22 protein-coding genes are annotated in these 24791 nt (G+C 58.0%); 19 read left to right on the top strand and 3 right to left on the bottom strand.

Going from position 1 to position 24791, the window contains the following annotated elements:
* Position 1 precedes the first annotated feature (1 nt).
* The 3 genes from C8N45_RS00415 to C8N45_RS00405 are packed head-to-tail and all read left to right on the top strand — an operon-like array spanning position 2 to position 3023.
* Positions 2–1246, top strand: coding sequence for a hypothetical protein (locus tag C8N45_RS00415; protein ID WP_108384222.1), 1245 nt, complete (start codon positions 2–4; stop codon positions 1244–1246).
* On the top strand, positions 1243–1920 hold the full coding sequence (locus C8N45_RS00410; protein ID WP_108384221.1) for an HAD family hydrolase: 678 nt from the start codon (positions 1243–1245) through the stop codon (positions 1918–1920). Before C8N45_RS00415 ends, C8N45_RS00410 begins: the two co-directional genes overlap by 4 nt.
* Positions 1917–3023, top strand: a complete 1107-nt coding sequence (locus C8N45_RS00405) for a transporter substrate-binding domain-containing protein (RefSeq protein WP_108384219.1) — start codon at positions 1917–1919, stop codon at positions 3021–3023. The genes C8N45_RS00410 and C8N45_RS00405 overlap by 4 nt, the downstream gene beginning before the upstream one ends.
* A gap of 3 nt (positions 3024–3026) precedes the next feature.
* Here the strand turns inward: C8N45_RS00405 and C8N45_RS00400 are convergent, their stop codons facing one another.
* Positions 3027–3329: an ArsR/SmtB family transcription factor gene (locus C8N45_RS00400; RefSeq protein ID WP_108384218.1), complete on the bottom strand. Its 303-nt coding sequence runs from the start codon at positions 3327–3329 to the stop codon at positions 3027–3029.
* Between the two features lie 77 nt (positions 3330–3406).
* Here C8N45_RS00400 and dnaE point away from each other — a divergent pair, with 77 nt between their 5' ends.
* The 14 genes from dnaE (at position 3407) to C8N45_RS00335 (ending at position 20787) form a co-directional block, all read left to right on the top strand.
* Positions 3407–6904, top strand: coding sequence for a DNA polymerase III subunit alpha (gene dnaE, locus C8N45_RS00395; protein WP_108384216.1), 3498 nt, complete (start codon positions 3407–3409; stop codon positions 6902–6904).
* Positions 6905–7066: 162 nt separating this feature from the next.
* On the top strand, positions 7067–7567 hold the full coding sequence (locus C8N45_RS00390; protein ID WP_133175914.1) for a hypothetical protein: 501 nt from the start codon (positions 7067–7069) through the stop codon (positions 7565–7567).
* Positions 7568–7761: 194 nt separating this feature from the next.
* Positions 7762–9126 carry a xanthine dehydrogenase small subunit gene (locus C8N45_RS00385; RefSeq protein WP_108384213.1) on the top strand — a complete coding sequence of 455 codons (1365 nt, stop codon included), beginning with the start codon at positions 7762–7764 and terminating at the stop codon, positions 9124–9126.
* Positions 9123–11510: a xanthine dehydrogenase molybdopterin binding subunit gene (gene xdhB, locus C8N45_RS00380; RefSeq protein ID WP_108384211.1), complete on the top strand. Its 2388-nt coding sequence runs from the start codon at positions 9123–9125 to the stop codon at positions 11508–11510. Before C8N45_RS00385 ends, xdhB begins: the two co-directional genes overlap by 4 nt.
* A complete protein-coding gene (gene xdhC, locus C8N45_RS00375) occupies positions 11507–12247 on the top strand; it encodes a xanthine dehydrogenase accessory protein XdhC (protein ID WP_108384209.1) in 741 nt (246 codons plus the stop codon). Before xdhB ends, xdhC begins: the two co-directional genes overlap by 4 nt.
* A complete protein-coding gene (locus tag C8N45_RS00370; protein WP_108384208.1) occupies positions 12244–13767 on the top strand; it encodes an ABC transporter ATP-binding protein in 1524 nt (507 codons plus the stop codon). Before xdhC ends, C8N45_RS00370 begins: the two co-directional genes overlap by 4 nt.
* Positions 13768–13839: 72 nt before the next feature.
* The gene (locus C8N45_RS00365) at positions 13840–14922 is read left to right on the top strand and encodes an ABC transporter permease (RefSeq protein WP_108384206.1); all 1083 of its coding nucleotides are present in this window, start codon (positions 13840–13842) and stop codon (positions 14920–14922) included.
* Complete coding sequence (locus tag C8N45_RS00360; protein WP_108384205.1) at positions 14922–15836, top strand: ABC transporter permease; 915 nt, start codon at positions 14922–14924, stop codon at positions 15834–15836. Before C8N45_RS00365 ends, C8N45_RS00360 begins: the two co-directional genes overlap by 1 nt.
* Positions 15837–15865: 29 nt before the next feature.
* Positions 15866–16945 carry a BMP family ABC transporter substrate-binding protein gene (locus C8N45_RS00355; protein WP_108385059.1) on the top strand — a complete coding sequence of 360 codons (1080 nt, stop codon included), beginning with the start codon at positions 15866–15868 and terminating at the stop codon, positions 16943–16945.
* Positions 16946–17056: 111 nt separating this feature from the next.
* On the top strand, positions 17057–17179 hold the full coding sequence (locus C8N45_RS23855) for a hypothetical protein (protein ID WP_258792927.1): 123 nt from the start codon (positions 17057–17059) through the stop codon (positions 17177–17179).
* A gap of 223 nt (positions 17180–17402) precedes the next feature.
* A complete protein-coding gene (gene ettA / locus C8N45_RS00350) occupies positions 17403–19058 on the top strand; it encodes an energy-dependent translational throttle protein EttA (protein WP_108384203.1) in 1656 nt (551 codons plus the stop codon).
* Positions 19059–19378: 320 nt separating this feature from the next.
* A complete protein-coding gene (locus C8N45_RS00345; RefSeq protein ID WP_133175913.1) occupies positions 19379–19573 on the top strand; it encodes a hypothetical protein in 195 nt (64 codons plus the stop codon).
* Positions 19574–19858: 285 nt separating this feature from the next.
* Positions 19859–20260, top strand: coding sequence for a rhodanese-like domain-containing protein (locus C8N45_RS00340; protein ID WP_108384199.1), 402 nt, complete (start codon positions 19859–19861; stop codon positions 20258–20260).
* 131 nt (positions 20261–20391) lie between these two features.
* Complete coding sequence (locus C8N45_RS00335; RefSeq protein WP_108384197.1) at positions 20392–20787, top strand: hypothetical protein; 396 nt, start codon at positions 20392–20394, stop codon at positions 20785–20787.
* On the opposite strand, the gene C8N45_RS00330 is transcribed toward C8N45_RS00335, so the two are convergent.
* Together C8N45_RS00330 and C8N45_RS00325 are read right to left on the bottom strand one after the other, a co-directional pair.
* On the bottom strand, positions 20758–21315 hold the full coding sequence (locus tag C8N45_RS00330) for a GNAT family N-acetyltransferase (protein ID WP_168769368.1): 558 nt from the start codon (positions 21313–21315) through the stop codon (positions 20758–20760). The genes C8N45_RS00335 and C8N45_RS00330 overlap by 30 nt on opposite strands.
* A 1-nt stretch (position 21316) precedes the next feature.
* Positions 21317–22891, bottom strand: coding sequence for a gamma-glutamyltransferase family protein (locus C8N45_RS00325; protein WP_108384194.1), 1575 nt, complete (start codon positions 22889–22891; stop codon positions 21317–21319).
* Between the two features lie 252 nt (positions 22892–23143).
* Here C8N45_RS00325 and C8N45_RS00320 point away from each other — a divergent pair, with 252 nt between their 5' ends.
* The gene (locus C8N45_RS00320) at positions 23144–24301 is read left to right on the top strand and encodes a thiolase family protein (RefSeq protein WP_108384192.1); all 1158 of its coding nucleotides are present in this window, start codon (positions 23144–23146) and stop codon (positions 24299–24301) included.
* A gap of 31 nt (positions 24302–24332) precedes the next feature.
* Positions 24333–24788 (top strand): free L-methionine (R)-S-oxide reductase MsrC, encoded by a 456-nt coding sequence (msrC, locus tag C8N45_RS00315; protein ID WP_108384191.1) that lies wholly within the window; start codon positions 24333–24335, stop codon positions 24786–24788.
* The last annotated feature ends 3 nt before the right edge of the window (positions 24789–24791 follow it).

Here is a 24791-nt window from a genome sequence, read left to right as displayed (position 1 = left end):
GATGAACCGGTTTTTTGTATTTGCCAAATACCTTGTCATCGCCATCGGGGTTGGCGCGGTCCTGTACCTTGTGCTGGACCACAAAAGCAGCCGGATCAAGATTTTGGTCGTGCATTCGTACGGGGCGGATATGCCGTGGGTAAACAGCATTGATGCCGGGATCGACCGTGCGGTCAATGACTGGAGCGGCGGGAAAAGCAAGCTTGAGGTGCGCAGGCATTATATGAACCTTCTGGGTCAGAATAACTGCAATTTCTACCGCAACGCCGCCTCTGACGTCAGGATCGCCATTTCATTCTTTGCGCCTTCTTATGTGATTATCGTCGATGATCTGGGGCAGACGCTTGTCGGATTTAACCAGTTGCGGCTTACCGACGAAACAGAGCGCCGCGCCTTGGCAGAGACACTGACAAGAAACGTCGCCAAAGGGCGCTGCGATTTGCCCGAAGAAAACGTGACCGCGTACTTTGGACTGGACACGCCGCAACGTGAACACCCTGTCGAAATCGTCTTTGCAGGGATCAACGGGGACGAAACGGTTTACGGCTACGGCCGCGCCGAAAATGTGCAGGGCATCCGCGAAAACAAAAACTATGATGCCCTGTTCGAAACCATTGGCATTCTCGCTGAGTCCTACCTGGCTGTGTCCGACGACGGCGAGGTTGCGGGCATCCAAATGCTGAATGACGGGTCCGTCACTGGCCAGTCCGAAAACACCCAGATGCGCAGATACCGGGAGAACAACCCAGACGCCATCTATCCAATTTCCGACCCGCTCGCTGCGGGAAATCTGGCTGCGTGGCAAGAATCCGTGCGTGCCGCAAACGCCGCAAACCAGATGCTACTCATTGCCAACTACAAACAGGTCCGCGGGGTGGACGGCAATCCGGTGCCAGCAGAGGAACTGATTGCATGGACCGAACAGATGGCCAAGCTGCCGGTGCTTGGGGCGAACACCGATTTTGTGGCTGACGGTGGTCTGATGACGGTGGCCACATCAGGGATCGAACAGGGTGTCGTCGCAATGAACAAGGTGCTGGCCCTGATCAGTGGCGATGACGGCCCCGAGGAATGCAGGACCCGCGAAGTTTGTACGGCACGACAATATCTGCTGGGCATGAACCAGACACTGGTGCGCAAGCGCAATTTGTCAATTCCTTCCATTTACGAAGCCTTCAGCCGCGAGATTGGCACCTTTATTGGCGTGCAAAGCAAGGTGCAGATTGCCGATGAGGGGATTGAATGATGCACCAAAAAAAGGCCCTGCTATTCGATTTTGACGGTGTGTTGATCAACAGCCTGCCGGTCATGCAACTGGCCTTTTCCGCTGCCCTGGACGAAATCTATGACGGGCAGCGTCACGACCATGACGCGTTATTCAAACGCTACCAGACGTTTCTGGGCATGGGCTTTCCGCAGATCATGAACGAGCTGGGATTGCGTCACGAAATGTTCGGACCATTCCGGCATCACAGCCGCCAGTTGGCCCCCTATGTGCGCTTGTACCAAGGGGCCACAGCCCTGCTGAAATGGGCGGACTCCGCTGGCATCGCGATGGGCATCGCCACCGGCAAGGATGAGGAACGCACACTGGAATTACTGGAAAGGTTGGGGATACGGCACAGGTTCGGCGCAGTCTTGTGCAGCGACAATGTCCCAAAACCCAAGCCTGCCCCTGACATGGCCATTTTGTTCGCTGATGGCCTTGGGATACCTGCATCGGACGTGATTTTCGTCGGCGACGCCACAGCAGATATCTCATGCGGCAAGGCCGCAGGCTGCCTTACCGCCGCAGCAACATGGGGCTACACGCCCCGCGCTGCATTGCTCGCGCTTGAACCTGACTATGTTTTTGAAACGCCCCAAGATGCACAGCAGCAGCTTGCCGATTTGACCACCCGGGCGCAGGATATCGCATGAGGTGGGTTTTCGCCCTGCTATTGTGGCTTGGCCACGCATCGCTGGCCACTGCGCAGGACTACTGCCCTGATGTCGACCCGCCTCCGGTCAATGGCACGCTCAAGGTTGGTGTGGGCTTTGTCCCCCCATTTGTCATGGGCAGTCAACGCAACCATGAAGGGTTGAACATCGATCTTTGGAAGATGATCGCAGCCTGCCTTGACCTTGACCTGATGCCCTACCCGTTTGAGGAAATCGGCGACAAGGAAACGCTGATCAAGGCCCTGATCAAGGAAGAAATCGACGTGGCCATTGCCAACATTCCGATCAGTCTGGCCCATGAAAAGGATGTCGACTTCACGGTGCCCTATTTTCAGGCGAAATTCGGTGTCGTCGTACCCGACGACAATTTAACCACAAACATTCTGCAACTGCTCAAACGGATATTCCAATCCAACATTCTACTAATCATCGGGGGCCTGTTCGGCTTCATGCTTGTTGTCGCCACGTCCTATTGGTGGATCGAGCGGCGCAATGGCAATGAATTCTTCACCGAAGGCCCCCTTGGCGGGCTTTACCGGTCGGTCATCTGGGCCACGCTCCTTATCTTTCAGGGCGAGGGCGACCCGTTTGAGCTCAAATCGCGTTACGGACAGATATTCGTGCTGTTTTTGATGTTTATCGGTGTGACGATCATCTCAAGCTTTACTGCGATCATCACATCGAGCCTTACCTTACAGGGGCTGCAACCCAGTATTTCGTCAATAGACGACTTGAAGACCCACAGGGTCGCGGTCGTCGCCGACCAAGAGGCACAGCGGTGGGTGCAAGAGCAAGACATTCCGCTTATTACCTATGAGTCCTTTCCGCGTGCACAGGCCGCACTTAACGCAGGCGAGCTTGAAGGGTTGCTGCATGACAAAGAAGCGCTTCAGTATATGGTGAACAAGAAATACCTGACGAACCTCAAGTTTGCGCCGCTAACGATTGACACACAGAACTACGCAATTGCGCTTCCGCAGGGCAGCGCGCTGCGCGAACCTATCAATCTGGTGCTGCTGTCCATTCTGGATAGCGCCGCGTGGCAAGACCTGCTCAAAAAGTTCTTTGGGGCCCTCGATTAACGGCTAGAGTTGTGGCGTTGGCGCACTGCGGGTTTCCCAGATTTCGCGTTGCCACGCCAGCCACCCCTGCACTTCGACCAGCGGGCCGGTTTCGATCTGGCAAGTGCGCACGCGCCCGCGTTTGACCGACCGCACGATCCCAGCGTTTTCCAGCACCGCCAGATGCCGCATGAATGTCGGCAAGGCCATTGCGTGCGGGGCGTGCAAGTCGCTGACGGTCGCGGGCCCGCTGGCCAGCCTTTCAATCACCGCGCGGCGCGTCGGGTCGGCCATGGCCCCAAAGATGGAATCAAGTTGCTTAGTCATTGCGCTAACTGTGCGAAATCACCCCTGATCGTCAATCGTGATCTTGTGCCTGCCCGCCCATAGGCTAGCCTGAGCGCATGTCAGACACCCCCCGATTCATTCACCTGCGCGTCCACACCGAATATTCGCTGTTGGAAGGTGCGATCCCCGTCAAAAAGCTGCCGGGCCTTGCCGCCGGCATGGACATGCCCGCCGTCGCAGTGACCGACACGAACAATATGTTCTGCGCGCTGGAATTTTCCGAAGGGGCATCCAAAGCAGGCATCCAGCCCATCGTCGGCTGTCAGGTCGATGTGGCCTATACCACGCCCGAACCCGGCAAGCGCCCCGATGATCCTGCGCCCATTGTCCTGCTCGCCCAGAATGAAGCGGGCTATATGAACCTGATGAAACTGAACTCCTGCGCCTATCTGGATGCGGGCGGGCAGTTGCCGCAAGTCACGCTGGATGATCTGCAAAAGCATCACGACGGTTTGATCTGCCTTAGCGGTGGCCCTGATGGCCCGGTCGGGCGGCTTTTGCGCCAAGGGCAGCGGCCCAAGGCCGACGCTGTCATGGATCGGTTGGCCGTCATTTACCCCGACCGGCTGTATGTCGAATTGCAGCGCCACCCTGGTGATGGCCTGCCAGAGGCGGAAAGACTGTCGGAGCGTGGTCATGTCGAAATGGCCTATGCCAAGGGCCTGCCGCTGGTGGCCACAAATGATGCCTATTTCCCCAAGCCCGAAATCTACGAAGCGCATGACGCGCTGATTTGCATTTCGGCCGGTGCCTATGTTGACCAGCAGGAACCCCGCCGCAGACTGACACCGCAGCATTATTTCAAGTCGCCACAAGAGATGGTGACGCTGTTTGCTGACTTGCCCGAAGCGATTGAAAACACGGTCGAGATCGCGAAACGCTGCGCCTTCAAGACCTACAAGCGCGATCCGATCCTGCCAAAATTTGCCGATGACGAGGTCGCCGAACTGCGCCGTCAGGCGCAAGAGGGCCTGAAAGCCCGCCTTGCCGTCATCCCCCACGCCGCCAGCGTGGAAGAATACGAAAAACGCCTCGAATTTGAACTTGGCATTATCGAGGGGATGGGATTCCCCGGTTATTTCCTGATCGTGGCCGACTTTATCAAGTGGTCCAAGGATAACGCCATTCCGGTTGGTCCGGGCCGCGGGTCCGGGGCCGGGTCATTGGTCGCTTATGCCTTGCTGATCACCGACCTTGATCCGCTGCGCTATTCGCTGCTGTTTGAACGGTTTCTGAACCCCGAACGTGTGTCGATGCCCGACTTTGATATCGACTTTTGCATGGACCGCCGCGAAGAGGTGATCCGCTATGTGCAGGAAAAATACGGGCGCGACAAAGTCGGCCAGATCATCACCTTCGGTGCGCTTTTGTCCAAGGCCGCCGTGCGTGACGTGGGCCGCGTGCTGCAAATGCCCTATGGGCAGGTGGACCGTCTGTCCAAGATGATCCCGGTCGAAGGGGTCAAGCCCGTTTCAATCGAAAAGGCGCTGTCAGATGAACCCCGCCTGCGCGAAGAGGCCAAGAACGAAGAGGTCGTGGACCGCCTGCTGACCTATGCCCAACAGGTCGAAGGGCTGCTGCGCAACGCCTCGACCCACGCGGCAGGTGTGGTGATCGGCGACAGGCCGCTGGACGAGTTGGTGCCCCTGTATCAGGACCCGAGGTCCGACATGCCAGCCACGCAATTCAACATGAAATGGGTGGAACAGGCGGGATTGGTCAAGTTCGACTTTCTGGGCCTCAAAACCCTGACGGTGATCCAGAACGCGGTCGAATTGATCCGCAAGGCAGGACGCCCCTTGAATGTGGCGGCGGACGGGACCGAACTGTACCAGCCGCCAGAAGGGTTTGAATATGACATCGGGGCAATCCCGCTCGACGATGAAAAATCCTATGCGCTTTATTCATCGGCCAAGACCGTCGCCGTGTTTCAGGTGGAATCCAGCGGCATGATGGATGCGCTCAAGCGCATGAAGCCGACCTGTATCGAAGATATCGTGGCCCTTGTGGCCCTGTACCGCCCTGGCCCGATGGAGAATATCCCCACCTATTGCGAGGTGAAGAACGGCCAGAAAGAACTGGAATCCATTCACCCGTCGATTGACTACATCCTCGCCGAGACGCAGGGCATCATCGTTTATCAGGAACAGGTGATGCAGATTGCACAGGTCATGGCCGGCTACAGCCTTGGCGGCGCCGACCTGCTGCGCCGCGCCATGGGTAAGAAGATTGCCGAGGAAATGGCCAAGGAACGCCCCAAATTCGAAAAGGGGGCGATGGAAAACGGGGTCGACAAGAAAAAGGCCGCCGAGGTTTTCGACCTCTTGGAGAAATTCGCCAACTACGGATTTAACAAATCGCACGCCGCGGCCTATGCCGTGGTCAGTTACCAGACCGCGTGGCTGAAAGCGAACCACCCAGTCGAATTCATGGCTGGCGTCATGAACTGCGATATCCACCTGACCGACAAGCTGGGCGTCTATTTCCAAGAGGTCAAAAAGGGGCTGGGGCTGGAATATACGCCCCCTTGCGTGAACCGGTCACGAGCGACATTTGACGTGGCTGACGGCAAGCTGGTCTATGCACTTGGCGCGCTCAAGAACGTCGGTGTCGAGGCGATGAAACTGATCGTCGCGGGGCGAGGCGACAAACCTTTTGTGAACCTGTTCGATTTTGCACGGCGTTGTGACCTGAAACGGATCAGCAAGCGCCCGCTGGAAATGCTCGCCCGTGCAGGCGCTTTTGATGTGCTTGACCCCAACCGGCGCCGCGTGATGCATAGCCTTGATGCGCTGACCGGGTATTCGGCGGCCATCCATGACCAGAAATCATCAAATCAGGTGTCGCTTTTCGGGGACGCGGGTGAAGATTTGCCCGAACCGCGCCTTGCGGGCGGGGATGACTGGCTGCCAGCCGAACGGTTGGCCGAAGAATTCAAGGCCATTGGATTTTATCTGTCCGGCCATCCGCTTGATGATTATATGGGCGCTCTCAAACGCAAGCAGGTGCTGACGCTGGACGAAGTGACAGCCAAGGCCGAACGAGGGGCCGCCATTGTCAAGATGGCGGGCACCGTGTCTGGGCGACAGGAACGCAAGTCAGCACGCGGCAACCGCTTTGCCTTTGTGCAGCTTTCTGATCCGACCGGCCAATATGAAGTCACCATGTTCTCTGACACGCTGGAAGCGTCACGCGATTTTCTGGAGACCGGCGCGCAGGTTGTGCTGCAATGCGAAGCGACGATGGAATCCGATCAGCTCAAGCTGCTGGGGCGGTCGGTGTCGCCCATCGACAATGCCGTTGCCGATGCGGGCGGCGCAGGCTTGCGGGTCTTTATCGACGGTCCTGATGCAATCGGGTCGGTCGCAAGCATTCTGGAAAATGCCAAACGTGACGGGGTTCGGGCTGGCAATGGACCGGTCTATTTTTGCCTGATGGGCGACGGGCTGCCCGGTGAGGTGGAGTTGGACCTGGGCGATGATTTTCCTGTGAATCCGCAGATCAAGGGGGCCTTGCGCAGCCTTGGCGGCGTGATTGAAGTCGAGGACGCCTGAGACCTGCCGGGTGGCTGGCACAGTAGACGCCGCGTTGAAAATTCGTTATGAAAACGGGGATTTTAATGAAGGGTGTGTCGCTTGGTGCGCGCGATCTTGTCTGTTTTCTGCCTGACCGCCCTTGTCGGCTGTGCGGGGCCGATGTCAGGAGGCTTGGCCTTCATGAGCACCGGTGCACCGATGGGCGACTCAGATGTAACCAAGGATGACATTGTCCCCTATGGGACCTTTGCCCGCAATTGCACGGTTGCAAAGGCGGACATGGGCGCAGAGGTCAAATCCGCAGCAGGCTTTCGCTTCTTTGACCCTCGGCCGGACAGCACCAGGAAGCGCACGATGTTTCTGACCGGGTTTCGCGATGGATGCGCGCGGCAATTCACTGGTGCGCTGGTCATGTTCGGAGACGTCGGCACGCATGAAATTGTTCGCTATTCCGACGTGGGGCTGAAGCGGCCCTACTCAGCGACGGACGAGGCGTACGAGGTGATCAAGACCACCTTTTGTGGTGCACGCCCGACCAAACCATGTGGTCGCCGCATTGACCGCCTGGCAAAATCAACAAGCTTCGTCACTGTCTATGATGGTTTTGGTGATAAGGCCGATTGGGTAGATCTCTTGCTTCATAAAGGCGAGATTGTCGCCATCGAGGTGAACGATGGTTAAGGAGGCGGATGGATCAAGATCCATCTTACGACCTTGTACCGTTTGATTAATTTCGCGGCATTTTGTGCCTTTTTTCCCCGTGGGGCTTGCAAATCCCCGGCCTGACCGCTTTGTTTTGACAGATCTTTCCTGTCTACGCCGCATCGACAGGAAAGACGGGATGTGACCATCTGGTAAGGCGGCAGGTAAATACCATGCAAGTGACGTTTCTTCTCAATGGGGAAACCGTAACGCTGGATGCGCCGCCCACGCGCAGCCTGCTTGATTGGCTACGCGAAGATCGCGGGCTTTGCGGTACAAAGGAAGGATGCAACGAGGGCGACTGTGGCGCCTGCACCGTTGTTGTGACGGACCCCCACGGTGACACAGGCGCGCGCGCTCTGAACGCCTGTATTCTGTTTTTGCCCCAGCTGCATGGCAAGTCTGTGCGGACCGTGGAGGGGGTTAGCGGGCCTGACGGCGAACTACATCCGGTACAGGCGGCCATGGTCACCCATCATGGGTCACAATGCGGATTTTGCACGCCGGGGTTTGTTGCCTCGATGGTGGCCGGGCATCTGAAAGGACGCACTGATCATGATGATGTCCTGGCAGGGAACCTCTGTCGCTGCACAGGATATGCGCCTATCATCAGGGCCGCAAAAACAGCGCAGGACGCCCCGCCCCCTGCATGGCTTGACGATCCAGCCCTGCCGGTCGCGCCAGTCCCTTATGCCCCTGAAACGCTTGATGCGCTTGCCACATGGTATGCCGCAAACCCGGATGCCACGCTGATTGCCGGCGCCACGGATGCGGGCCTTTGGGTCACCAAGCAGTTGCGCGACCTGACGAAGGTCGCGTTCCTGAACCGCTGTCGTGATTTGCAACACTTTGAATTTGCAGAAGGTGCGATCACCATCGGTGCAGGTGTCACGATGACCGATCTGATGGAAACGATGCGGGTGCATCACCCGTCTTATGCGGAACTGATCCGCCGCTACGGGTCAGAGCAGGTGCGCAATGCTGCCACGATCGGCGGAAATATCGCCAATGGATCGCCAATCGGGGACAATCCGCCCGCGCTTATTGCTTTGGGCGCCACGCTGCATCTGCGGCACGGTCCCAAGCTTCGCAAAATGCCGATCGAGGAATTCTTTGTTGAGTATGGCAAGCAAGACCGCGCCCCCGGGGAGTTGGTCACGGGTGTCACAATTCCACAGACCGCGCCGAATTTGCGCTGCTATAAAATATCGAAACGGTTCGATCAGGATATTTCGGCTGTTTGCGGGTGCTTTAACGTGACTGTGCAAGACGGACATGTGCAGCGGGCGCGTATTGCCTTTGGCGGCATGGCGGGCACCCCGCACCGGGCCAACGCAGTCGAGGCGGCTTTGATTGGTCAACCGTGGACCGCTTTGACCATCTCGGAAGCGGCCGAAAAGTTCGAAACCGACTACACCCCGATGAGCGACATGCGTGCATCAGCCAGTTACCGCATGCGCGTCGCCCGCAATCTGCTGCATCGCTATTTTGCCGAAATGTCAGGCCATGCAACCAATGTGCTGGAGGTCGCGCCATGACCGTCGCCAAGCCACTTCCCCATGACGCAGCCAAGCTGCATGTCACGGGTGCCGCACGCTATATCGACGATATCCCAACCCCAGAGGGCACATTGCATCTGGCGTTCGGTACCGCCACGATCGCCTGCGGTCAGATCACGGCAATGGACCTGAGCGGCGTGCGCGCGGCTGATGGTGTGGTCGCTGTCCTGACGGCCGATGACCTGCCATTCGCCAATGATGTGTCCCCGTCAGCGCATGATGAGCCCTTGCTTGCAACGGGCGAGGTGCACTATCTGGGCCAGCCCGTCTTTCTTGTTGTTGCAGACAGTCACCTGAACGCGCGCAAGGCCGCCCGTCTGGGCCAGATCGCATATACCGAACGCCAACCGATCCTCACAATTGAGGAAGCGCTGGCCGCCGACAGCCTATTTGAAGACGGCCCGCGCATATGGACAAAAGGCGATGTGGATCCCGCCCTTGCTGCCGCACCCCACAGGATTGCCGGTCAGATCGATATGGGCGGGCAAGAACATTTCTATCTGGAGGGACAGGCCGCACTTTGCCTGCCGCAGGAAGGTGGGGACATGGTGGTGCAAAGTTCGACCCAGCATCCTACCGAAATTCAGCATAAGGTTGCGGATGCTCTTGGGGTGCCGATGCACGCAGTGCGCTGCGAAGTGCGGCGCATGGGTGGCGGATTTGGCGGCAAGGAGAGTCAGGGCAACGCCTTGGCCGTCGCCTGTGCGGTTGCCGCGCGCCGGACGGGCTATGCCTGCAAGATGCGCTATGACCGTGATGACGACATGATGATCACGGGCAAGCGACATGATTTCCGCATCGCCTATGACGCAGGTTATGACGCGGACGGCAAGCTGCTGGCTGTTGATTTTACGCAGATGACCCGCTGCGGCTGGGCGATGGATCTATCGCTTCCGGTGGCGGACAGGGCGATGTTGCATGCCGACAATGCCTATCACCTGCCCCATGTACGGATCACGTCGCACCGGTTGCGCACGAACATGCAATCCGCCACCGCCTTCCGCGGCTTTGGTGGCCCGCAGGGCGTACTGGGCATCGAACGCGTGATGGACCATATCGCAGCGGAATTGGGGATTGACCCGGTCATTGTGCGGCAACGGAACTATTATGCGAGGATGGGTATAGGGGGGCTGTCTGCCCCCCGCGCTACGCGCCCCCCCGAGGATATTTCAGGCCATAAGAAGCAGAGCGGAACCGAGCTGGACCGTAAGATGGATCTTGATCCATCGCCCCCACAGCAGACACCATACAATATGCCGGTAACGGATTTTATTCTGGATGAATTGACCGTCAGTTTGCTGACCCGTTCGGACTATCACGCTAGACGGGCCAGAATTGCGGGTTGGAATGCGAAAGAACCTATCCTCAAGAAGGGCATTGCTTTCAGTCCAGTCAAATTCGGGATTTCCTTTACCCTGACCCATCTTAATCAGGCTGGCGCGCTTGTGCATGTCTATCAGGATGGATCTGTCCATATGAACCACGGCGGCACTGAAATGGGGCAAGGTTTGTTCCAGAAAGTCGCACAGGTCGCAGCCCACCGCTTTGGCATTGATACCGCCCAAGTGAAGATCACGGCGACTGATACCGCCAAGGTCCCAAATACATCTGCAACCGCCGCGTCATCCGGGTCAGATCTGAACGGGATGGCTGTTGCCAATGCCTGTGACATCATCCGGGACCGTATCGCGGTTTGTCTTGCCCAATTGCATCAGACAAAACCCGACGACATCCGCTTTGAAAACGGTGACGTACACATAGGCACCCGGACCATCAGCTTTGCCCAAGCTGCTCAAACCGCATATCAGAACCGGATCAGCCTTTCGGCCACCGGGTTTTACAAGACCCCGGACCTTGCGTGGGATCGGATCAAGGGCGAGGGCACGCCATTTTTCTATTTTGCCCAGGGCGCAGCCGTCACCGAGGTTGTGATCGACACGCTGACCGGCGAAAATCGTATTCTGCGCACCGATATCGTGCACGATGCAGGCGCGTCACTGAACCCAGCACTGGATATTGGTCAGATCGAAGGCGGCTATGTGCAAGGCGCGGGCTGGCTCACCACTGAAGAGTTGGTTTGGGACGATAGCGGCCGGTTGCGCACCCATGCGCCGTCGACCTACAAAATTCCGGCCTGTTCCGACCGACCCGATATTTTCAATGTGGCCCTTTGGGATGCACCGAACCCTGCCCAGACAATCTATCGGTCCAAGGCTGTGGGCGAGCCCCCTTTTATGCTGGGCATATCGGCCTTTCTGGCCCTGTCGGACGCGGTCAGCGCCTGTGGCCCGCATTATCCCGATTTGCAGGCCCCGGCCACAGCAGAGGAAATCCTGAACGCCATTGACAGGGCACGCGGATGACCGATTGCGTCCGCATCACTGTCGCCAGGACGGCAGGCTCTGCCCCCCGCGACACCGGCACGCAAATGTTGGTCTGGGCGGACCGCACCGAAGGCACGATTGGCGGTGGCGCGCTGGAGTGGCAGGCGATTGCCGACGCAAGGTGCATGCTGTCCGACGGGCGCAGCAGTGACCAGCGCACCATCCCGCTTGGCCCTTCATTAGGCCAATGTTGCGGTGGCTCTGTCACGCTTGTCTGGGAACGGGCCGATGTGCTTGATCCCGCGCCTCGGTCCTCCTTGTGGATCTATGGCGCAGGGCACGTTGGACGCGCCATCGTACATGTCATGGCCCCGCTGCCCGATTTCGACATCACATGGATCGACACATCAGCTGACCGCTTTCCGCGGACTGATGTGACAACCCTTGTGGCCGCCGACCCCAGTCTGGTTGCGAAACATGCACCCGCACAAGCGGACCATCTGATCCTCACGTATAGTCACGATATGGACCTTGCCCTGTGTCACGCGCTGTTGCGCCATGAATTTGCAAGCGTGGGATTGATAGGGTCGGCGACCAAATGGGCGCGGTTTCGTGCGCGGCTGGCTGCATTGGGCCATAGCCCCGCCCAAATCGCGCGCATTGCCTGCCCGATTGGTGACCCTTTGTTAGGCAAACACCCCGCAGCCCTTGCGCTTGGTGTCGCAACCTCCATGATCGACAGGCAGAATCGAAAGACCAAGGACCGCACCGCATGACCGACCCGCTGTTGCGCCTGTCTGGCCTGACCAAAGCCTATCCCGGCGTTGTCGCCAACAAGGACGTGTCCTTTGATATCATGGGCGGTGAAATCCACGCGCTGCTGGGCGAGAACGGCGCTGGCAAATCCACCCTCGTGAAAACGATCTATGGTTTGGTCAAGCCTGACAGTGGCCAGATGTCCCTGCATGGGATCCCTTTCCAGCCTGCCGAACCGCGCGCCGCCCGCGCTGCCGGTGTGGCGATGGTGTTTCAGCATTTTTCCCTGTTTGACGCGATGACCGTGGCCGAAAATATCGCGCTTGGCATGGAAAAGCCGCCACCGTTGCGTGATATCGCGGCCCGCGTGCGCAATGTGTCGGAACAATACGGCCTGCCGCTTGATCCTGATCGCACCGTGGGCGGTCTATCCGCAGGTGAGCGTCAGCGCGTCGAGATAATTCGCTGTCTGCTACAAGATCCCAAGCTTCTGATTATGGATGAACCCACATCTGTACTGACCCCGCAAGAAGTTGCCATCTTGTTCGAGACATTGCGCAAGTTGCGCGCAGAGGGGACAGCGATCCTTTATATCTCGCACAAGCTGGAGGAAATCCGCGCGCTTTGTGACAACGCTACCGTTTTGCGGCTGGGTGAAGTTGTCGGCACTTGCGACCCGCGCAACACTTCGGCCCGTGATATGGCCGAATTGATGGTGGGCAGCGTACTGCATGTCCCACAAAAAGCGGCCCGGCCCGTAGGTGAAATCATTGTCCGTCTTGATGCCCTGAACGCCCCTGCCCCGCATCAGTTCGGCACGGCGTTGCGCGACATCTCGCTGGAGGTCCGCAAGGGCGAAGTGCTGGGGATCGGCGGTGTCGCCGGTAACGGGCAAGACGAACTTGTCGCGGCTTTGTCCGGCGAAATGCGGGTAGGTGCTGCGATGATCCAATATCAGGGCACGCCAATCGGCAAACTGGGCCCCAATGCCCGGCGCAAACTGGGCCTGCTCGCGGCGCCTGAGGAACGGATGGGCCATGCGGCCGCCCCCGATATGACCCTGACCGAGAATGCCGTCATGACCGCCACGACCCGTCAGCACCTTGCCCGCAAGGGATTCGTGCACTGGGGCCGTGCGCGCAGCTTTGCCGAAGCTGTCATTCGTGCGTTTGATGTGCGCACCCCCGGGCCCCAAAATACCGCCCGGTCCCTGTCAGGCGGCAACTTGCAGAAGTTTGTGATTGGCCGCGAGATCATGCAGGACCCCGATGTGCTGGTTGTGAACCAACCCACGTGGGGTGTTGATGCGTCAGCCGCCGCCGCGATCAGGCAAGCGCTGCTTGATTTGGCCGTAAATGGCGCTGCTGTCATCTGCATCAGTCAGGATCTGGATGAATTGATGGAAATCTCGGATCGTTTTGCTGCCCTGAATGAGGGCCGTTTGTCCGCGCCCCGTCCAGCCGCAGGCCTGACGGTTGAACAGATCGGCCTGATGCTGGGTGGCGCGCATGATATGGAAGTGGCCCATGTTGACGCTTGATGACACACCTCTTTCGGGGCGCTGCCCCGGACCCCGGGATATTTTTGGCCATAAGAAGCTGGGGGTCTTGTTATGATCATGCTGGAAAAACGTCCGCAACCATCCCGTTTTTGGGTTCTTGCCACACCCGCGCTGGCCGTTGTGCTGACCATGTTTTTTGGCGGGCTTCTCTTTCTGGCTCTGGGCAAAAACCCCTTCGAGACGATCCGCACGATTTTTCTGGACCCGTTGTTTTCCGAGTTCGCCTGGTATTACCGCCCGCAACTGTTGATCAAGGGCGCGCCTTTGGTGTTGATCGCCATTGGCCTGTCTTTTGGCTTTCGGGCCGGGATTTGGAATATCGGAGCCGAAGGGCAATATATCGTTGGCGCCATTTGCGGGGCTGCTGTCGGGTTGGCGTTCTATCCATTGGAGTCCTTCATCATTTTTCCGCTGATGATTTTGGCCGGCGCGCTGGGCGGAATGCTTTGGGCGATGATACCGGGTATATTGCGCGTTAAATTCGGCACCAATGAAATCCTTGTGTCGCTGATGCTGGTTTATGTTGCAGAACAGCTGCTGGCCTCGATGGCGCTGGGCGCGCTGCGCAATCCTGACGGCATGGGCTTTCCCGGCAGCCGGAACCTTGCGCAGTACCCGTCCGCCGCCAACCTTGAACTGATCAGCGGAAGCGGCATGCATTGGGGTGTTGTCACGGCCCTGATCGTCGTCATCTTTGCCTATGTCACCCTGTCGCGCCATATATTTGGCTTTCATGTCCGCCTGTCGGGGCAAAGCCCCCGGGCTGCGCGCTTTGCGGGGGTGAACCCCGGTCGGCTAATCCTGATTTGCATGGGATTGTCCGGCGCATTGGCTGGGCTGGCGGGACTGTTTGAAGTGGCCGGTCCTGCGGGTCAGGTCAGTATTGACTTTAACGTGGGTTACGGCTTCACGGCGATTATTGTGGCCTTTCTGGGCCGGTTGCATCCAGTGGGCATTCTGCTGGCGGGCGCGTTAATGGCCCTGACTTACATCGGCGGTGAAATCGCCCAATCCAACCTTGGCCTGCCGCTTGCCGCGATCCAATTGATGCAGGGAATGCTGTTGTTTTTCCTGCTCGCAGTGGATGTTCTGACAAATTACCGCGTGCGGTTTGCAACGGGGGCGGCTGCCTGATGGATTTTTCTGCAATTAATCCAATCCTTCTGCTTGCGTCGCTCATGGTTGCCGCGACCCCTATTTTGCTGGCCGCCGTGGGTGAATTGGTGGTGGAACGGGCGGGCGTGTTGAACCTTGGCGTTGAGGGGATGATGATCACCGGCGCCGTGTGCGGGTTTATTGTGGCTGTTGGCACCAATTCCCCTTGGCTTGGCTTTATCGGGGCCGCCGTTGGGGGGGCACTGCTGTCGCTTTTGTTCGGGTTCCTGACGCAGTTCTTGCTGTCCAATCAGGTTGCCACAGGGCTGGCGCTGACCCTGTTTGGCCTCGGCCTGTCGGCGCTGATGGGTCAGGGCTATATCGGGATCAAGGCACCAAGCTTTCCCGATTGGAATATCCCCCTGCTGGGCGACATTCCGGTCATTGGGCCAATCGTTTTTCAGCATGATCCGATGGTCTATGTCGGCCTGTTGATCGTGGCTGGCACATGGGCGTTTCTGAAGTACGCCCGCGCCGGCCTGATTTTGCGTGCTGTGGGTGAAAACCACGAGGCCGCGCATGCGCTGGGATATCACGTGGTCCGCGTGCGGATGTTGGCGATCATGTTTGGCGGGGCCTGTGCAGGCCTTGGTGGGGCCTACCTAAGCCTTGTGCGGGTGCCGCAATGGACCGAAGGTATGACCGCCGGGGCTGGCTGGATCGCACTGGCCATCGTCGTCTTTGCCAGCTGGCGGCCGTGGCGGCTTTTGCTGGGTGCTTATTTGTTTGGCGGGGTGACTGTTTTGCAGCTGAACCTGCAAGCGGCTGGCTTTGCCATTCCGGTGGAGTATCTTTCCATGTCGCCCTATCTGGCCACCATCGCAGTTCTGGTTATTATGCGGACCGGACGGGCGCCCGGGTCACTGGGCCAATCTTTCCATGCCTCACGCTGAGGCTTACGACCACCATCAAGGGGATAATGATGACGATGAATAGAATTTTGGCCGGTGCAGCAGTTGCACTGGGCCTTGCAACAGGCGCGTTTGCGGACGGGCATGAAAAGACAAAGGTAGGCTTTGTCTATGTAGGCCCCGTTGGTGATGGCGGCTGGACCTACGAGCATGACCAAGGGCGGCTTGCCGTTGAAGAACATTTCGGCGATGCGGTTGAAACCGTCTATGTGGAAAGCGTTCCTGAAGGGCCCGATGCAGAACGCGTCATGACCCAAATGGCACTTGGCGGTGCTGATCTGATCTTTACGACATCGTTTGGCTATATGGATCAGACGATCAATGTGGCGGGCAAGTTTCCGGACGTGAAGTTCGAGCATGCAACCGGGTTCAAACAGGCTGACAATGTGTCCGTCTATTCTGCCCGCTTCTATGAAGGTCGCGCCGTGCAGGGCCATATCGCGGGCCAGATGACCGAAAGCAACATCATCGGCTACATCGCCTCGTTCCCGATTCCCGAAGTGATCCGCGGTATCAACTCTGCCTATCTGCACGCCAAGGAAGTGAACCCTGACGTCGAATTCAAGATCGTCTGGGCCTACACTTGGTTTGATCCCGCCAAGGAAGCCGAAGCCGCGACTGTTCTGATCGAACAGGGCGCAGATGTGATTTTGCAGCACACCGATTCTACAGCTCCGCAAGCCGCCGCACAGGCTGCTGGCAATGTCGTGACATTCGGTCAGGCCTCTGACATGGCGGAATTCGCTCCCTTCCCACGGGTATCATCGATCATTGATAACTGGGCGCCCTACTACATAGCCCGTACCCAAGCTGTCATTGATGGTACTTGGGAAAGCACGAGCACGTGGGACGGTATCGCCCCTGGTATGGTTGGCATCGGTGAAATCACAGACGCAGTGCCTGCCGAGGTCAAAGCAAGCGCCGAAGCGATGGTCGAAAGCATGCGTTCGGGTGAATATCATCCCTTTACCGGCCCCATCAACAAACAGGACGGGTCCGTTTGGCTTTCAGATGGCGAAGTCGCGGATGACGGCACGCTGGCTGGCATGAACTTCTACGTTGAAGGGCTGACAGGCGATATCCCGCAGTAAGTGGAACTACGCTGTTAACTGAGCGGAACTGTCGCAGTTCAATTGCGAAACTGTCTGAACGTCGAAAGCCTCGCCATTGGCGGGGCTTTTTCATTGCGCGAGGCGACCGCAATGGAAAAAGAAAAAGACCTTCTTGACGCATTCGGCGAGATCGCCCCATCGGTCTGTAACAACTCCCAAGATGAGCACCGGATCAATCGCCGTGTCGAGGTTTGGATTCAGAACGGCACATAGTGCCGCAATCAAACTACGCTGCCGGTTTTAAATGCCTACCGCGTTTCGCGAAAAACCTTTCTTACAACTCTTCGGGAAATGCATTGCAAAGATAGTATGTCGAGGGCGTTTTGCCCTTGCCCGATGCCTCAGGACAAAGGCAAAACGCTTCAATGCCTATTGAGACCGGCAGACAGTGTCGTTAGATAGGCGCAACACCTTCCTTTCCCCCGGAGTATTCGCCATGGCTGCCAATCAATTCGTCTATTTCATGGACGGCGTATCCAAAACCTATCCCGGCGGAAAAAAGGTTTTTGAAAACATCCGCCTGAACTTTCTACCCGGTGTGAAAATCGGCGTTGTCGGCGTCAACGGCACGGGTAAATCCACCCTGATGCGCATCATGGCCGGCCAAGACAAGGAATTTCAGGGCGAAGCATGGGCCGCCGAAGGGGCCCGCGTCGGGTATCTGCCGCAAGAGCCTGAACTGGACCCCAATTTGACTGTGCGTGAAAATGTCATGCTGGGCGTTGCAGACAAAAAGGCGATCCTTGATCGCTATAACGAAGTCGCGATGAACTATTCCGAAGAAACCGCCGACGAAATGGCGCAGCTTCAGGATGAGATCGACAGCCAGAACCTTTGGGACCTCGACGCCCAGATCGACATCAGCATGGAGGCACTGCGCTGCCCTCCTGATGATGCCGATGTGACCACTCTGTCAGGCGGTGAAAAGCGCCGCGTGGCCTTGTGCCAGTTGTTGCTTGACGCGCCGGATATGCTGCTCTTGGACGAACCGACCAACCACCTTGATGCGGAAACGATTGCTTGGCTGCAACAGCACCTGATCGACTACAAGGGAACGATCCTGATCGTCACCCACGACCGCTATTTTCTTGATGCCATCACCGGCTGGATTTTGGAACTGGATCGCGGGTCGGGTATCCCGCACGAAGGGAACTATTCAAGCTGGCTGGAAGCCAAGGCCAAGCGGCTCGAACGCGAAGCCAAGGAAGACAAATCCAAACAGCGCACGCTGCAACGCGAACTGGAATGGATGCGGCAGGGCGCAAAGGCCCGACAGGCCAAATCCAAGGCGCGGATCAGCGCCTACAACGATATGGCCAACCAGTCGGAGCGTGAAAAGATGGGCCGTGCGCAAATCATCATTCCCAACGGGCCACGTCTGGGGTCCAAGGTGATCGAGGTTGACGGGCTCAAGAAAGCGATGGGTGACAAGCTGCTGGTCGAAGGGCTGGAGTTTGATCTTCCTCCAGGCGGCATTGTCGGCGTTATCGGCCCGAACGGTGCCGGGAAATCGACCCTGTTTTCCATGCTGACAGGTCAGCTTGACCCCGATGAAGGCACCGTAACCTATGGCGACACGGTGAAATTGTCCTATGTGGACCAAAGCCGCGATGCGCTGTCGTCCGACGCAACCGTCTGGGAAGAAATCAGTGGCGGTGCCGAGATCATCGAACTTGGCGATGCTTCTATGAACAGCCGCGCCTATTGTTCAGCCTTCAACTTCAAAGGCGGCGACCAGCAAAAGAAGGTTGGCCTGTTGTCCGGTGGTGAACGCAACCGCGTCCACATGGCAAAGCTGCTGAAATCCGGCGGCAATGTCCTGTTGCTTGACGAACCAACCAACGATCTGGATGTTGAAACGCTGCGGGCCCTCGAAGACGCGCTGGTTGATTTCGCAGGCTGCGCTGTCGTCATCAGCCACGATCGCTTCTTTCTCGACCGGATTTGCACCCACATCCTCGCCTTTGAAGGGGACGCCCATGTCGAATGGTTTCAGGGCGGTTTCACCGACTATGAAGAAGATAAGAAGGCGCGACTGGGCGCAGATGCGCTTGAGCCAAAGCGGATGAAGCATAAGAAATTCGTCCGCTAGGGTCAGGACCCGAGCAACTGGCGTGAAAAAGCGTTTCGCGAAATTTCATGGCCGTTTTTCTGCAAAAATTGATTCTCTTTGCGGGAACCGCGGAATCAAAGGGGCTCTGGTCTGCGCATTTTAAGGTAAAATTCGACACAGGAATTGACCGCACAACCAAAAATTGCCCGCCTTTTCTGCCCAATACCGGCAAAATTCCGCCATAATTTCTCTTTTTGCAACAACCACACTATCTAGATGCTCAAAATCTGCGCAATCTCTCCTTATTGATGACAAATTTGCAGGCGCAAACTCATCGTGACACGGAGGAACCACTGAACATGGTAGTAGTATCGCTGATGGTCGGTAGTGTGTTTGCACTTATGGCATCCCTTGGTTTCTACGCATTGACAAATATCAATGCGGCTCAGGCCGTTTTCGTGTATTTGGCCACGGGGTCCATGACGACGCTGCTGATATTGGCACGCGCGGCGGCCATGGACTTTTCCGACCCGACAGGCGACGACGTCGACTAACTCTCTTTTTTCCATTCCCGGTCGGTGCTGACCTGGGTCGCTTGCAGATGTAGCGGCTCAGATAAGAAGATTGGGACACACGAGATGCGCAAGTATCTGCGCGCTGCGGCGGCGGTTTCTACCCTTTTTTGCCGGCCTACACCTTGGTTGTCCCATCGGGTCAGATCCTCACTCGTGGCCGGGCTTCGGCACAACGATTTCACCTGAATTGTCCTGATCAAGGTGCAAATTTGGCCTGTCCACGCGGCAAAAATTCTGTGATTGTCGGCAAAGCAGGAGGAATAGATGCCCAAACTCAAAACCACGGCCGCCGAAATGGTGGCAAACGCGCGGGCGCGCATCGAAGAGATTGAAACAGACGACGCAAAAGCAATGCTGAATGACCCTGACGTGGTTTTCGTTGATTTGCGTGATGTGCGTGAACGCCAGCGTAGTGGCGCGATCCCCGGCAGTTTCCACTGCCCCCGCGGGATGGTCGAATTCTGGATTGACCCCGACAGCCCTTATTTCAAAGACATCTTTGCCCAAGATGACAAACGCTTCATCTTCCACTGCGCCTCTGGCTGGCGATCCGCACTCACCGTCGCCACGTTGAATGACATGGGATTTCCTGCGGCGCATCTAAAAGACGGCTTTGGAGGCTGGACCAAAGCAGGCGGCCCGGTCGACACACTCGAGCGGCCCTGATGACACACCATAGAGTGCGGCCAATAGCTGAAACCCCCTGTACGGACATGGGCAAACTGCCCTAGACAGGGCTCTGTAATGACCGCACACATTGCCTGATCACGGCAAAGCGTGAAAATACGGAGACAAGCATGCAAAGACGCGGCGCGGGCGGTTCGGATGGCGGAACGGGGAGTTTCCTTATTGGATTGATCATGATGATCGGCGGCGGCTATCTGCTGTTGGATGGTATCGTGGTACGCCCTAATTTTGGGCTGGGCGCGCGGGCATTCGGGATCGGCGGCGTGTCGATTACCAGCGGCATGATCCTGATCCCCTTCATGTTCGGGGTTGGTCTTGTCTTTTATAATGCGCGCAACTGGATCGGCTGGCTATTGGCGGGCGGGTCACTTGTGGCGCTGGTCTTTGGGGTTATTGCCAACATGACCCTGCAACTTGACCGCATGAGCGCCTTTGACCTGATCGTGATTCTGGTCCTGACGGTTGGCGGTATCGGCTTATTTCTGCGATCTCTCAGGGCTGGCTGACCACCCCACATCCAGTATGTAAAAATCCGTGTTTTGCGGTGTGTTTTCATCAAGCCGCCTGAACCCTGCTTTTTTCAAGACCCGTGCAGAGGCGGGGTTGTTGGATGAAACGCCGCCGCAAAGCCGTATTGATGCGCCTTTTGCCAATGCCGCTGTCAGACCCAAAACAAGCTCGCTGGCATAACCATGGCCCCAGACATCCTCGGCCAAAAGATAGCCCAGATGTATGGTTTTGTCATCGCGCTCGGGGGATTGGGCGAGGATCAGCAGCCCGATAATACGATCCGCTCCCGCAAGCTGTACAACATAGGTCGTGCCCTCTTGCGATTGCCTGATGATCCAATTCTCGATCGCCGCATCATTGTTTTCGGTCGCCATGGATGGCGGCAGATCAATGAGCACCCTTTCAGTCAGAAGCTCACCCAGATCCGAAATCAACCGCGCTTTCCACTTCGGATCTTCAAGCCACGATGACCATTCCTGCACGCTCAACCTTTGTGTGGCAAAAGCGTGCAGTGGCGGAACCATGTCAGTACCCGATTGCACAGCCGTCCTTTCGTGGGTCGCTGCCGGCTTCCAGCACACCATCGTCATGGATCATGATCGCCTGTGCGCCCCCGATGGCTGTTTCAGGCCGCTGCACATTGTGCCCCAGCGCGCTGAGCTGGGCCTTGACGCTGTCGCTGTAGCCATCTTCGACATTCAGCACGTCCCCTTCGGCAAAACAGCGGGGGGCGTCGATCGCCCCTTGCGGGGAAAGCCCGAAGTCGGTCACGTTGGTCACAAAGCGCGCGTGGCCGGTTGACTGGTACTGTCCACCCATGACGCCAAAGGGCATGTAGGGTTTGCCATCTTTCGTGAGCAGTCCGGGAATGATCGTGTGCATCGGGCGCTTGCCCGGTCCAACCTCGTTCGGGTGGCCCTCTTCCAGCGTGAAGCCCGCGCCGCGGTTCTGGAACAGCACGCCGAATTTGTCTGATGCAATCCCCGACCCGAAAGAATGGAACACCGAATAGATTAGCGAAACGCACATCCGGTCCTTGTCCACCACAGTGATGTAAATCGTATCCTTGTGCACAGCCTCGGCCCCCGGCACATGGCCGGGCATGGCTTTGGCAGGATCGATCAGAGCGGCGAGTTTTGCCGCCGTTTCCGGGGCGGTCATATAGTCAAGCCGGGTCATATACGCGGGGTCGGCGACAAAGCGGTTGCGGGTATCATAGGCCAGCTTGGTTGCCTCGGCTTCGATATGGGCGCGTTCGGCACCCCACGGGTCCATACCTGCGATGTTGAAATGCTTGAGGATATTCAGCAACAGGATCGCCGTCGCCCCCTGCCCGTTTGGCGGATGCTCAAACAGGTCCAGCCCGCCGTAGCCGCCCGTCACCGGCTCAGTATAGTCGCAGGCGGTGTCGGCAAAATCATCCAGCGTATGGGTCCCGCCCAATGCGTTCAGGCTCGCAACCATATCTTCGGCGACGTCACCTTCGTAGAAACCTTCGCGCCCATCCATGGCAACGCGGCGCAACACCTCGGCCTGCTTGGGCGCGCGGAACATCTGCCCCGGCTTTGGCGCCGCACCATCCAGTAAAAACATATCGCGGGCCTGCCCCGACAGGTTGTCAACCGACTGCGCCCAGTCAAAGGCCACCCGCGGTGCCACAGGAATGCCCGCCTCTGCATAGTGAATGGCGGGGGCCAAAACCGCCTTCAGGCCAAGCGCGCCCCAATCCTTGGACAAACGACAGAATGCATCGATCGCGCCGGGCACGCTGACGGCATCAGCCGAATAGGGTGCAATCACCGGTCCCTTTGCACGTAGGGCGGCGGCATCAATACCAGCGGGTGCGCGTCCCGACCCGTTGAGCGCGATAACCCGATCTTCGCCCGGCGGTGTCATCAGCACAAAACAATCGCCACCAATCCCGGTCATTTGCGGCTCACAAAACCCAAGCAGAACGGCGCCCGCGATGGCCGCGTCCATGGCGTTGCCCCCCGCCTCCAGCATTTGCACGGCAACTTTTGAGGCCAGCGGGTGCGATGTCGCGCAGATACCATTTGTGGCAAAGACCGCAGAGCGGCCGGGTTTATGAAAATCGCGCATTATTTTTCTCCCGCATTTCGGGACAAATTAGGGCACTCGTAGTCAAGTGCAACGCAATTCTGGAACGAGGAGGAAGTTCCCGACGCCACCTGCAAGGGTGGGGGCTAATAGCAAGCAGCGCCGGGGAAAGCCTATTGGCTATGACACGATGATTGCCCCGTGATCACGGCCCAAGAATGATCGAATTGGGGCGCTTTGAAGGCTTTTCGTTTTCCGGCGCGCGGCGTACTCTGCGCGAAAGCGGAGGACGATATGAGACAGGTTTACATCACTGGCGCGGCACGCACGCCAATGGGCGGATTTCAGGGCGTTTTTGCGGGTACTAACGCGCCGACACTGGGCGGTGCCGCGATCAAGGCAGCCATGGAACATGCAAATATCGGCACAGTCGACGAATTGCTGATGGGCTGCGTTCTGCCTGCGGGCATCGGTCAGGCCCCCGCTCGGCAGGCGGGATTTGCCGCAGGGCTGGGCGATGACGTGCCCGCAACCACGGTCAACAAGATGTGCGGGTCGGGGATGAAAACCACAATGATGGCCTTTGACCAGATCGCGCTTGGCAGCGCCGACGTGATGGTGGCAGGCGGCATGGAAAGCATGACCAACGCCCCCTACCTGCTGCCCAAGCTGCGCGGCGGTGCCCGCATCGGCCACCAGACCGTGCAGGACAGCATGTTTCTTGACGGGCTTGAGGATGCCTATGACAAAGGTCGCCTGATGGGCACCTTCGCCGAGGATTGCGCGCAAAAGTTTCAGTTTACGCGTGCGGCGCAAGACGACTATGCGCTCGGGTCGCTGTCCAACGCATTGGCTGCACAGGAAAGCGGCGGGTTTGACGCAGAGATCACACCGGTCACCCTGCACCACCGTCGCGGCGATGAACAGGTGTCCGCCGACGAACAGCCAGCCAAGGCACGGCCCGACAAGATACCAACGCTCAAGCCCGCCTTTCGCGAGGGCGGCACCGTGACCGCCGCGAATGCCTCCAGCATTTCAGACGGGGCGGCGGCACTTGTACTGGGCACCGATCAGGCTGCCAACATCCGTGCCCGTATCATGGGGCACGCCAGCCACGCGCAGGCCCCCGGCTGGTTTACCACGGCACCGGTGCCTGCGGCCCAAAAGCTGCTTCCGAAAATCGGCTGGACCGTGGCGGATGTGGACCTGTGGGAAGTGAATGAGGCCTTCGCCGTGGTCCCCATGGCCTTCATGCGCGAAATGGGTATCCCCCGCGACAGGATGAACGTAAACGGCGGCGCCTGTGCACTTGGCCATCCGATTGGCGCATCAGGAACGCGGATCATCGTGACCCTGCTACACGCGCTGGAAGCGCGGGGGCTGAAACGCGGGGTCGCCGCGATCTGCATCGGTGGCGGCGAAGGCACGGCCATAGCGATTGAACGCCCCTAACCCGCAAAGACACGCAAAAAAAGAGAACTAAATGCCGCAATCCGTCGACTACCCGACACTCGCCAAGACCATCACCGCACTGACGGAAGGCGAAGACGATATCGTGTCGCTGATGGCCACCGTTGCCTGCGAAGTGCACCACAGCGATGACCGCTTTGACTGGACAGGGTTTTACCGCGTCGTTGGGCCTGAACTGCTGAAGATCGGCCCATATCAGGGCGGACACGGCTGTCTGGTCATTCCATTCTCACGCGGGGTCTGCGGGGCAGCGGCGCGCACCGGACAGGTCCAGCTTGTCGCTGACGTGGATGCCTTTCCCGGCCATATCGCCTGCGCAAGCAGCACACGGTCAGAACTGGTTTTACCGGTATGGGGCAATGACGGTACCCTGATCGGCGTCTTCGATATCGACAGCGACCAGCCCGACGCCTTTACCCAAGACGACGCCGACGAGATGGCAGCGATCCTGCGGTCTGCATTCGGCTAAAGC

Source organism: Yoonia sediminilitoris (assembly GCF_003058085.1).
Lineage (GTDB): Bacteria > Pseudomonadota > Alphaproteobacteria > Rhodobacterales > Rhodobacteraceae > Yoonia > Yoonia sediminilitoris.
The sequence above is the reverse complement of the archived record's forward strand: the minus strand, read 5'-3'. Positions and strand labels throughout refer to the sequence as shown.